The sequence below is a fragment of the Agrobacterium sp. DSM 25558 genome, assembly GCF_900100825.1.
GTDB lineage: Bacteria > Pseudomonadota > Alphaproteobacteria > Rhizobiales > Rhizobiaceae > Agrobacterium.
Genome location: NZ_FMUD01000062.1, coordinates 1 through 9974 on the forward strand (window position 1 = coordinate 1; position 9974 = coordinate 9974).

Consider the following 9974-nt stretch of genomic DNA (forward strand, 5'->3'; position numbering starts at 1 on the left):
CCGAAGGCCAGGACGTTGCTGGCGGACAAGGGCTATGACGCCGACTGGTTTCGCGCTGCCTTAGCCGAGCGCAAGATCGACGCCTGCATCCCTTCAAGGTCCAACCGGAAAGTGCCCGTCCCGCACGATCCTGTTCTCTACAGGAAACGCCACAAAATCGAGAACATGTTCGGCAAGCTAAAGGACTGGAGGCGCATCCACACACGTTACGATCGCTGCGCACATACCTTCTTCTCAAGCATTTGCATCGCCGCCGCTGTTATCTTCTGGCTCTGATTTTATGAGTCCTGAGCCTAGGTTTCGGGGTGCTCAACCCTCACCATATCCGGCTGAGGGCGCGGCTGCGAAACGCCGGTGTTGAGCGTGCTTTCAGGTCATCAGGAACACGGGATATCCGGCTCGTGACCAAACTCCACCGCGTGTGAGATAGCGCCGCCCAAGCGCGAATGAAATAATTTACGAAATGCTTATTTTTTTATCGACTACTGAGTGGCGTTAATTCATAGCTTGTCCGCCTTGGGCATACCTTTTCCGTGGATATCAAGAGAGTTATAATGAAAGTCGCTGTAGTTCATGACTGGCTTCCTGTTTTCAGCGGTGCAGAGCAAGTATTGTCAGCAATAATGCAAAGCACCGGTCCCAGTGATCTTTACACATTATTCAATTTCCTTAATGATAGTGACTTGGAGAAAATCGGCGCGCGTGAAATTTTTACGAGTTATCTTGACCGGTTACCCTTCAGAGAGAATTACTACCGGTACACATTTCCGTTTTGCCCCTCTGCGATAGAGAGCTTCGATCTGGCGGAATATGATCTGGTTCTGTCGTCCAGCGCCGCCTTTGCCAAAGGTGTGATCGTTCACCCCCATCAACGCCATATAGCCTATGTGCATACCGCCGTGCGCTATGCCTGGGACCAGACATTCGAATATATGCGGCGAACATCCATGTCCAAGCTGCCGTTTGGCCCGATTTTGCGACAATCACTCCATAAGCTTCGCATTTGGGATTACAGATCCGCGCAGGGGGCGGATGTGTTGCTCGCCAACTCTTCTGTCGTTCAACGGCGCATAGAGCAAATTTACGGACGTCGTTCCTACGTCCTGCATCCTCCCGTCGATGTGGACAGCTTCCCGATGCAAGCCGAAAAGGATGATTATTACGTCTGCGCCTCGCGGCTCGTTCCCTACAAGCGTTTTGATCTTGTCGTCGATGCGTTCAAAGATATGCCGAACCGTAAACTGATTGTTTGCGGAGATGGCCCTGAACTAAACCGGCTCAAGGAGCGCGCGGGACCAAACGTCTCATTCGCGGGTCACTTGCCCCGTGCCGAACTCATCAAGACGATTAGCGAAGCAAAAGCCTTTATTTTCCCAGCCTACGAAGATTTCGGCATCGTCATGGCGGAAGCCTTGTCTTCCGGAACCCCGGTTATTGCCTACACGCGCGGAGGAGCCCAAGACATCGTCGTGCCCCACGGCGAGCGCGATGCGACCGGCGTGCTCTTTCCAACACAAACCGCAAAAGCAATTGTCGATGCGGTCGACACGTTCGAAAGCGCCCATTGCGCGTTTTCACCAGAAGCATGCCACGCCCGCGCCAACCTCTTCGCTTCCCATAATTTCAACCGCAAACTCGACCAGTTCATTGCGTCGACAATGGACAAGAATTTTTCGCGCGACGATTTAATGACGGTCGAGTAAGTTAGCAAACGTTGATTTGAGATGATCGGGGAGTGTTGAGGGCGCTAAGCCCCAATACCGACCGACAACTTATGAGAATGCCCGCGAGACTAGCTAAGAGGGGTATCACCACCCATAACAACATATTTGTTGCAGAGGAAAAATGGTGCCCGAAGGCGGATTTGAACCACCGACACGCGGATTTTCAATCCGCTGCTCTACCAACTGAGCTATTCGGGCACTACAGGCTCGTGACGAACCATCGCTTTTGGTAAGCGCCGGAGAAGCATTCTGCCCCGGAAGTGAGCGGGGTTATAACATCTTGTTCGGCCATGGCAAGCGCCTGCTGCAACTTTTTTGACAGTTTTTTGGCGGCGCTTGTGGATGGCGTAGAGATGCTCCTCATTGCAGCGAATGTCCAACGTGAAGCGTCAGGTTTAGTCAGGGCACAGCTCACATAGGCAGTTCGCCCGGCTCCGTTATTTCGATCCTGCAGTCAGCCCTAGAGCGAAGGGTACTGCCGCAACCAGCAGTGCCATGATCGGCGAAGATGCAAAGATGCGTCCCGCCAGTGAGGTGATCGCGACGGAGCGGACGACTGGAAGCCAGTTGGCGATATCGCCGCTGTGACGTTGATGGGATGAGGTCGGCTGCGATACATTGGAGCGCGCGATCTGGAGCTTTTCCACCTGTTTGCGAATGGCATCCATCTCGTGGCGGAGCTCTTGTACCTCTTTGCGCAACGACGCATCGATCGCGGCTTTCTCCGGCGGCTTGGCGCGGCCAGCGGGCTTGCTTGTTGCTGTTGGCTTCACATCATCATCCAGTTGAGAAAGTTCGTCTTCAAGGTCTGACGGCTTGTCGAACCCATGGGAACGTATCGGCGCCCTCATGCAATTTTCCTCTCATGTGCAGTTCTGGCCGCAAGAGTTGCGGCCAGATCGTGGATGAATTGCAAACGCAGAAGGACACAAAAGGATGCAGTGTTTTGTTCTTGACCTGAAGTGGAAGACCAAAACCCGCCGAAAAGCTTACTTCGCTGGCTTCAGAGATTTTAGAATGCCGACCAGTTCCTTGCTGTGTGCATCCTGCGTGGCTTTTGTACCCCAGTAGGTCACGACCAGCATTTTACCTTCCTTGGGAGATGCAAAGCCAAGCGAGACCTCGACCGGACCATCGGCATCCTTACCGTCAAACTCGATGCTACCGAATGTCATGCCGTTGATTTCGACATCACCGGAATCGGACTTGGTCTTTTCATCGATGGTCACGCCGTTATCGGTGAGAAATTTGATGGCGTCTTCGATGACCTTGTCCATGTTCTCGTCAGTGGCGACATCTATCGAAAAATAGATGGCGGCGTCAGGCGAGGTCGCCTCGATGCCTGAAATGGTTTCCTTGGGTTCCCAGTCATCCGGGATTTTTACGGAGGCGATGGGCGCGTCGCTCGGAAATTTCAGTGTTTCGGCCTGGGCAAAAAATGGAGCGAGCACGATGGCGGCGGCGAGAATAATTCTTTTCATGGGAAATCCTTTGGGTTGAGGCGCGCTTTAACCGACAGCAAAGGTGCCTCAGCCATTGCCAAAATGGATATAAAATAAAAATACAGCTTTATGAAACCAAATAATTGCAAGTAATGAAGAATGATATTGAGACGGTTAATGGGCGGCCTCAAATTCCTTTATGTAAAATATCATAATTTTTGCTCTAACGGTCTCAACCCAAAGAATTACACATTTATTGCGCACGTATTTTTTGTCGAAAATCGGTTGCGTCGATGTATAGATTTACAATCTCATAACAATCGAGCCATGGTCTGGCGGATACCGTCATAGGTTTTTAACAACCCTCGTATAAAAAAACAGGCCCCGAAGGGCCTGTCGTCGTTTGATTGATCTTCATGCCGCCTTTGCGGCACTGCCATATGGATCGAACCGCCCGTAGAAGGTCTCGTCCTTTGCGGCCATGTCCTTAAGCAATGGGGTCGGTGCGAAGTGCGGACCGTAGCTCTGGCTCAGTTTCTCGGCCAGTTCCACGAAGGTCTTTACGCCCATGCCATCGATGTAGGATAGCGCACCACCGGTGTAGGGCGCAAAGCCGAAGCCGAGGATGGAGCCGACATCGGCTTCGCGCGGATCGGTGACGATGCCTTCTTCGACCGTGCGAGCAGCCTCCAACGCGATGGTAACGAGGAAGCGCTGTTTCAGCACGTCCATGTCGACATCCTCAGGCTTCTTCTGCGCGTAGAGGTCCTTCAGGCCGGGCCAGAGGGACTTCTTGGCGGGCTTGGCCGGATAATCGTAAAAACCCTTGGCATTCTTGCGGCCAAAGCGGCCCTCGCCTTCCACCATCTTCTTGACCAGATCCATGTGTCGCGGATCGACCGCCTTTTCGCCTAGATCGGCAACGGTGGCCTTGAGGATCTTGTAGGAGAGGTCGATGGCGACTTCATCGTTCAGCGCCAGCGGACCGACCGGCATGCCGGCGAATTTCGCGGCATTTTCGATCATGGCCGCAGGCACGCCTTCGATCAGCATATCATAGCTTTCGGCCATGTAACGCAGCACGCAGCGATTGACGAAGAAGCCGCGGGTGTCGTTGACGACGATCGGTGTCTTCTTGATCTTGGCGACGTAATCCAGCGCCACGGCCAGCGCCTTATCGCCGGTTTCCTTGCCGAGAATGACTTCCGTCAGCATCATCTTTTCGACTGGCGAGAAGAAGTGGATGCCGATGAAATCCGTTGGGCGCTTGGAATTCTGCGCAAGACCGGTGATGGGCAGGGTGGAGGTGTTGGAAGCGAAAATTGCACCTTCCGGCAGCACGGCTTCCACCGCTTCGATCACGGCCTTCTTCACGTCGCGGTCTTCAAACACGGCTTCGATGACGAGGTTTGCGGTTTTCAGCGAAGCATAATCGGAGCTTGGCGTGATGCGGGCGAGGATGGCGGCACCCTCCTCCTGCGTCATACGGCCTTTTCCGACGCTGTCTTTCACTAGACCTTCGCAGGTGATCTTGCCCTTGGCAGCGGCTTCGTCATCTCGGTCGATCAGCGTGACATCAAGACCGGCAACGGCGGTAACGTAAGCGATAGACGCGCCCATGAAGCCCGCGCCGACGACGCCGACATGCTTCAGATCGCTCTTGGGCTGGCCAGCGGGACGGCGCGCGCCCTTGCCCAGTTCCTGCATGGAAATGAACAGCGAGCGGATCATCGCAAACGCTTCTTTCGAGCGCAGGATTTCCGTGAAATAGCGCTGCTCTACCTTCAAGGCAGTGTCGAAGGGTAATTGCAGACCTTCGTAAACGCATTTGAGAATGGCGAGCGCTGCCGGATAATTGCCCGCGCTTTCACGGCGCAGAATGGCTGGAGCGGCAGGCCACAGCTGAGCCGCAGCGGGTGTCCAGATGCCGCCACCGGGAGCCTTGAAGCCCTTCTCATCCCAGGGAGCAACGGGTTTCAGGCCGTCCTTGATCATCTGCTTGGCAGCGGGGATAAGTTGATCCGGCTCCACCACCTGGTGCACGAGGTTCATGGACTTGGCGCGGCTGGCCGTCAGCGACTGGCCGGTCGTCATCATCTGGAGGGCAGATTGCGCATCCGTGAGGCGCGAAACGCGCTGCGTACCGCCGGCACCGGGGAAAATGCCGACCTTGATTTCCGGCAGCGCCAGCTTGACGCTCTTGGCGTTGGAGGCCACACGGCCATGGCAGGCCAGAGACAGTTCCAGCGCGCCACCCATGCAGGTGCCGTTGATGGCGGAAACCCATGGCTTGCCGTTGGTCTCGATCTTGCGGAACAGGCCATTCATCTTGCCGACGAGATCGAACAGCTTCTTGGACGCTTCATCCGGGTTCTTGGCCTTCTCTTCATTGTAGAAGGAGAACATGGACTTGATCATCGACAGGTCCGCGCCGCCGGAAAAGCTGCTCTTGCCTGACGTGAAGACCACGCCCTTGACGGCCGCATCTGCAACGGTTGCGTCAACGATAGCGTTCAGCTCTTCCATGACCTCCGCCGTAAAGACGTTCATGGATTTTTCCGGCATATCCCAGGTGACAAGGGCAATGCCGTCTGCGTCTGTTTCGACGGTGAAATTGGTGTAAGTGCTCATATTGGGATTCCTCTTCCCTGAATTTCTTGTGCTAACCGAAGACGCCGAGCAGGTAGCAAAGCAGAACGACAAGCAGAGCAAGAACGATAATCAGTCCTCGCCCCTCTGCTTTCATCCGTGCGTGGCTTTGGGCAGGCGCAACGCGACCGGCTGCTTCAGCAGCCTCGGCCATGTCCTTGTCGAGCCTCTTCTGGAAGTGGCGCTTTGTCTCGTTTTGATAGCCCGCCATGCTCGTCGCCTCAATCAAACCCGCTCGATAACCGTTGCCGTGCCCATGCCCGCACCGATGCAAAGCGTGACCAGTGCGGTGTTGAGATCGCGGCGTTCCAGCTCGTCCAGAACTGTGCCCAGGATCATCGCGCCGGTGGCACCCAGCGGGTGGCCCATGGCAATCGCGCCGCCGTTGACGTTCATCTTGTCGTGGCTGATGTCAAAGGCCTGGAGATAACGCAGCACGACAGCGGCGAAGGCTTCGTTGAGTTCGAAAAGGTCGATATCGGCAATCGACATGCCGGTCTTGGCCAGAAGCTTTTCGGTGACGTCGACGGGGCCGGTCAGCATCAGCGCCGGGTCGGAGCCGATATTGGCAAAGGAGCGGATGCGGGCGCGGGGTTTCAGACCCATGCTCTCGCCGCCAGCCTTGGAGCCAACCAGAACGGCAGCAGCACCATCGACGATGCCGGATGAGTTGCCCGCATGGTGAACATAGTTGATGCGCTCCACTTCCGGGTGGGCCATGATGCCGACGGCCTCGAAGCCGCCCATTTCGCCTGGCATCTGGAAGGATGCGTTGAGCGGTGCGAGCGCCTGCATATCCGTGCCGGGGCGCATATGCTCGTCGCGATCCAGAATGGTGATGCCGTTCTGGTCTTTGACCGGGATCACGGAGTTCTTGAAGTAACCATTTTCCCAGGCGTGCGCAGCGCGCTTCTGGCTTTCGACGGCAAAGGCATCCACGTCATCGCGGCTGAAGCCGTATTTGGTGGCGATCAAATCGGCGGACACGCCCTGCGGCATGAAATACGCAGGAAAGCTGACGGATGGGTCCATGTACCAGGCACCGCCGGACATGCCCATGCCGACACGCGACATGCTCTCCACGCCGCCCGCGATGACGATTTCATCGGCACCGGCGGCAATCTTTCCGGCTGCGAAATTGATGGCATCGAGACCCGACGCGCAGAAGCGCGAAATCTGCATGCCCGGTGCCTTGGTGGAGTAACCCGCCTCGAAAGCCGCACCCTTGGCGATCACGGCACCAGCATCCATGACCGGATCGACGCAGCCCATGATGATGTCATCGACGGTTGAGGTATCAAGCCCGTTGCGGTCGCGGATCGCTTCCAGCGTCTTGGCGGCGAGGCGAACGGACGGCACTTCGTGCAGCGAACCATCCTTCTTGCCGCGTCCGCGCGGGGTGCGGACGTGGTCGTAGATGTATACGTCAGTCATTTCTCATCTCCCTGTCGGCATGTGAATGCCTTCGAAATCTTTGGAGGTCGTGAGTGGACCCCTCACTTGCGATTTCTAGCACTTAGCTAAAGCTAAGATGCTGAAATCGCTTTCTCTCCCACAAGGGGAGAGATAAACACGCCGCGCTCTCCGCGTACTACCTCTCCCCTTGTGGGAGAGGACACAAAATCAAGATCTTAGCAAAGCTAAGTCTTAGATTTTGTTGGTGAGGGGTTTGCCCCTTGCTCCCACCCTCAAAACGCCTCAGCAGCCAATTCCATCATCGTATCGGCACCAGCCTCAATACGAATCTTGCGAACCGCCGTTTCCGGCAGAATGCGCTCCATATAGAACTTCGCCGTGACAAGCTTTGTCTTCAGATACCGCTCATCAGAAGCAGAGCCGGAGGACAGCGCAACCTGTGCAGCCTTTGCCATGCGGGCCTGCATGTAACCCAGCACCACGAGGCCGAAGAGGTGCATGTAGTCGGTGGAACCAGCACCGGCATTGTCGGGCTTCGCCATCGCGTGCTGCATGAACCACATGGTGGCGGCTTGCAAATCGTTCAGACCCTTCTTGAGACCCTTGGTGTAGAGCGAAAGGCTCTCATCGCCACGGTTTTCCTCGCAGAAATCACCGATTTCCTTGAACAGCGCCATGACGGCGCGGCCACCATTGAGGCCGAGCTTGCGGCCAACGAGGTCCAGCGCCTGAATGCCGTTGGCACCCTCATAGATCATGGTGATGCGGGCATCGCGGACATACTGGCTCATGCCGTGTTCTTCGATGTAACCGTGACCGCCGAACACCTGCTGCGCCATAACGGCGTGGTCGAAGCCCTTGTCGGTCAGCACACCCTTGAGGATTGGCGTCACGAGGCCGAGCAGATCGTCTGCGGCCTGACGCTCCTTCTCGTCGGTCGCGCGGTGGGCGATATCCGATTGCAGTGCAGTCCAGAGCAGGAAGGCGCGGCCTGCTTCATTATATGCCTTGATGGTCATCAGCGTACGGCGAATGTCCGGATGGACGATGATCGGATCGGCCTTCTTATCCGGGGCCTTCGCGCCCGAGAGAGAACGACCCTGAATGCGTTCGCGAGCATATTCGACGGCGTTCTGGTAAGCGATTTCGCCAACCGACAGGCCCTGAAGACCCACGCCAAGACGAGCTTCGTTCATCATCACGAACATGGCCGAGAGGCCCTTGTTCTCTGCACCCAGCAAATAACCTGTCGCATCATCATAATTCATGACGCAGGTGGAGTTGCCGTGGATGCCCATCTTGTGTTCCAGCGCACCACAGATGACTCCGTTGCGCGCACCCAGAGAGCCGTCGTCATTGACGAGGAACTTCGGCACGATGAACAGCGAGATGCCCTTGGTTCCCTCTGGCGCACCTTCGATGCGGGCGATCACCAAATGCAAGATATTGTCGGTCATCGAATGTTCACCCGCGGAGATGAATATCTTCTGACCCGTGATCTTGTAGGAACCGTCCGCCTGCGGCACAGCCTTGGTGCGCAGCAGTCCGAGATCGGTGCCGCAATGCGGCTCTGTCAGGTTCATGGTGCCGGACCATGTTCCCTCCACCATCTTCGGCAGATAGGTCGCCTTCTGCTCATCGGAGCCATGAGCGAGGACAGCGGCAATCGCGCCCTGCGTGAGGCCCGGATACATCATCAGCGAGAGATTGGCGGACGACATATATTCGCCGATGGCCGCATGCAGCGTGTAGGGAAGCCCCTGGCCACCGAATTCCGGCGGCACGGCAAGGCCGATCCAGCCACCCGCACAATATTCGTCATAGGCTTCCTTGAAGCCATCCGGCACGGCAACGGAACCATCGGCGCTGCGCTTACAGCCCTGCTGGTCGCCCGAAAGATTGAGCGGAAACAGGCGCTCTTCGGCGAGTTTTGCCGCCTCGCCCGTAATCGCCTCGATCATGTCGGGAGTTGCATCCTCGAAACCGGGCAAATTGTTATAGCGCTCGATGCCGAGCACATCATTCAGAATGAAAAGCGTATCTTGAACAGGGGCCTTGTAGACAGGCATTACCGATGATCCTCCGCATCGTTTGCCGGACAGATCCGGCGTAAACATGGGGAGCACAATATTTGACGTGCGCGTAAACGTCAAATGACATTTCGCACGATTTTGACGTGTAGTCGGCAAGCTTCGCGCAAGCCAAATATTAAAGAAAGTATTAAAACAGAAATCACTAATTAACGATTTGTTAACCACATTTGGTCAATTGTTCCTGTTCAGGGACCGCGTCGAATCGTGGAGTCACTTTTAATACAAAGACCTTTGTTTCGCTCAGACCATTCGGTCAACGGGTGAAGCAAACAACCGGGCAACGATGAAGCGGGCAGGAAGATGAACGGATTGCGATCGAATTCCCATCGTCAAAACGACAGATCGTCTCTGGACGCGCTCAATCGCACCATTGAAGGACTGGAAGCCCGGATCGAGGATCTGCTGGGTGCAAAGCCCGCTCGTCCCGCCTCCGATACTCACGCCCTCCGGTCTGAAAACGATCGCGCAAGATTTGAACCTGGCGCGGCAAGGCCTTCCCTCAAGCCCCGTTTTGATCCCGTCAACGAAATTCGCCAGCGGCAGCAGGCACTCGATGCCCGTTGGGAACGGCAGCAGGCAGACATGCCGCGCGGCACGGATCTCGCAGCGGAACGCGAGATGGACCGGCGCTATGTCGAGCGCGACTACCG

General features: G+C 56.1%; 9 protein-coding genes and 1 tRNA gene. 3 read left to right on the plus strand and 7 right to left on the minus strand.

Going from position 1 to position 9974, the window contains the following annotated elements:
- The coding region (locus DSM25558_RS26995) for an IS5/IS1182 family transposase (RefSeq protein WP_077107706.1) at positions 1 to 276 on the plus strand (276 nt) is incomplete at its 5' end.
- A 278-nt stretch (positions 277 to 554) separates the two neighbouring features.
- Complete coding sequence (locus DSM25558_RS27000) at positions 555 to 1703, plus strand: glycosyltransferase (RefSeq protein WP_077107707.1); 1149 nt, start codon at positions 555 to 557, stop codon at positions 1701 to 1703.
- A 143-nt stretch (positions 1704 to 1846) separates the two neighbouring features.
- Here DSM25558_RS27000 and DSM25558_RS27005 read toward each other — a convergent pair.
- The 7 genes from DSM25558_RS27005 to DSM25558_RS27035 all read right to left on the minus strand — a co-directional run bounded on the left by DSM25558_RS27005 (position 1847) and on the right by DSM25558_RS27035 (position 9300).
- Positions 1847 to 1922: transfer RNA gene (locus tag DSM25558_RS27005), tRNA-Phe, on the minus strand.
- Between the two features lie 239 nt (positions 1923 to 2161).
- Complete coding sequence (locus tag DSM25558_RS27010; protein ID WP_077107708.1) at positions 2162 to 2575, minus strand: hypothetical protein; 414 nt, start codon at positions 2573 to 2575, stop codon at positions 2162 to 2164.
- 138 nt (positions 2576 to 2713) lie between these two features.
- Entirely contained in the window at positions 2714 to 3205 is a 492-nt protein-coding gene (locus DSM25558_RS27015; protein ID WP_077107709.1) for a histidine kinase, read from the minus strand.
- A gap of 375 nt (positions 3206 to 3580) precedes the next feature.
- Entirely contained in the window at positions 3581 to 5797 is a 2217-nt protein-coding gene (locus DSM25558_RS27020; RefSeq protein ID WP_077107710.1) for a 3-hydroxyacyl-CoA dehydrogenase NAD-binding domain-containing protein, read from the minus strand.
- Between the two features lie 31 nt (positions 5798 to 5828).
- Positions 5829 to 6026 carry a hypothetical protein gene (locus DSM25558_RS27025; RefSeq protein WP_077107711.1) on the minus strand — a complete coding sequence of 66 codons (198 nt, stop codon included), beginning with the start codon at positions 6024 to 6026 and terminating at the stop codon, positions 5829 to 5831.
- 14 nt (positions 6027 to 6040) lie between these two features.
- Positions 6041 to 7249: an acetyl-CoA C-acetyltransferase gene (locus DSM25558_RS27030; RefSeq protein ID WP_077107712.1), complete on the minus strand. Its 1209-nt coding sequence runs from the start codon at positions 7247 to 7249 to the stop codon at positions 6041 to 6043.
- 254 nt (positions 7250 to 7503) lie between these two features.
- On the minus strand, positions 7504 to 9300 hold the full coding sequence (locus tag DSM25558_RS27035; RefSeq protein ID WP_077107713.1) for an acyl-CoA dehydrogenase C-terminal domain-containing protein: 1797 nt from the start codon (positions 9298 to 9300) through the stop codon (positions 7504 to 7506).
- A gap of 324 nt (positions 9301 to 9624) precedes the next feature.
- Here DSM25558_RS27035 and DSM25558_RS27040 point away from each other — a divergent pair.
- On the plus strand, positions 9625 to 9974 hold a 350-nt coding region (locus DSM25558_RS27040), incomplete at its 3' end, for a hypothetical protein (RefSeq protein WP_244554329.1).

What these genes read in the sequence shown, in the direction of transcription:
- DSM25558_RS27000 (WP_077107707.1), top strand. Translation starts at nt 555, where the DNA reads ATGAAAGTCGCTGTAGTTCATGACTGGCTTCCTGTTTTCAGCGGTGCA.
- DSM25558_RS27010 (WP_077107708.1), bottom strand. Translation starts at nt 2,575, where the DNA reads ATGAGGGCGCCGATACGTTCCCATGGGTTCGACAAGCCGTCAGACCTT.
- DSM25558_RS27015 (WP_077107709.1), bottom strand. Translation starts at nt 3,205, where the DNA reads ATGAAAAGAATTATTCTCGCCGCCGCCATCGTGCTCGCTCCATTTTTT.
- DSM25558_RS27020 (WP_077107710.1), bottom strand. Translation starts at nt 5,797, where the DNA reads ATGAGCACTTACACCAATTTCACCGTCGAAACAGACGCAGACGGCATT.
- DSM25558_RS27025 (WP_077107711.1), bottom strand. Translation starts at nt 6,026, where the DNA reads ATGGCGGGCTATCAAAACGAGACAAAGCGCCACTTCCAGAAGAGGCTC.
- DSM25558_RS27030 (WP_077107712.1), bottom strand. Translation starts at nt 7,249, where the DNA reads ATGACTGACGTATACATCTACGACCACGTCCGCACCCCGCGCGGACGC.
- DSM25558_RS27035 (WP_077107713.1), bottom strand. Translation starts at nt 9,300, where the DNA reads ATGCCTGTCTACAAGGCCCCTGTTCAAGATACGCTTTTCATTCTGAAT.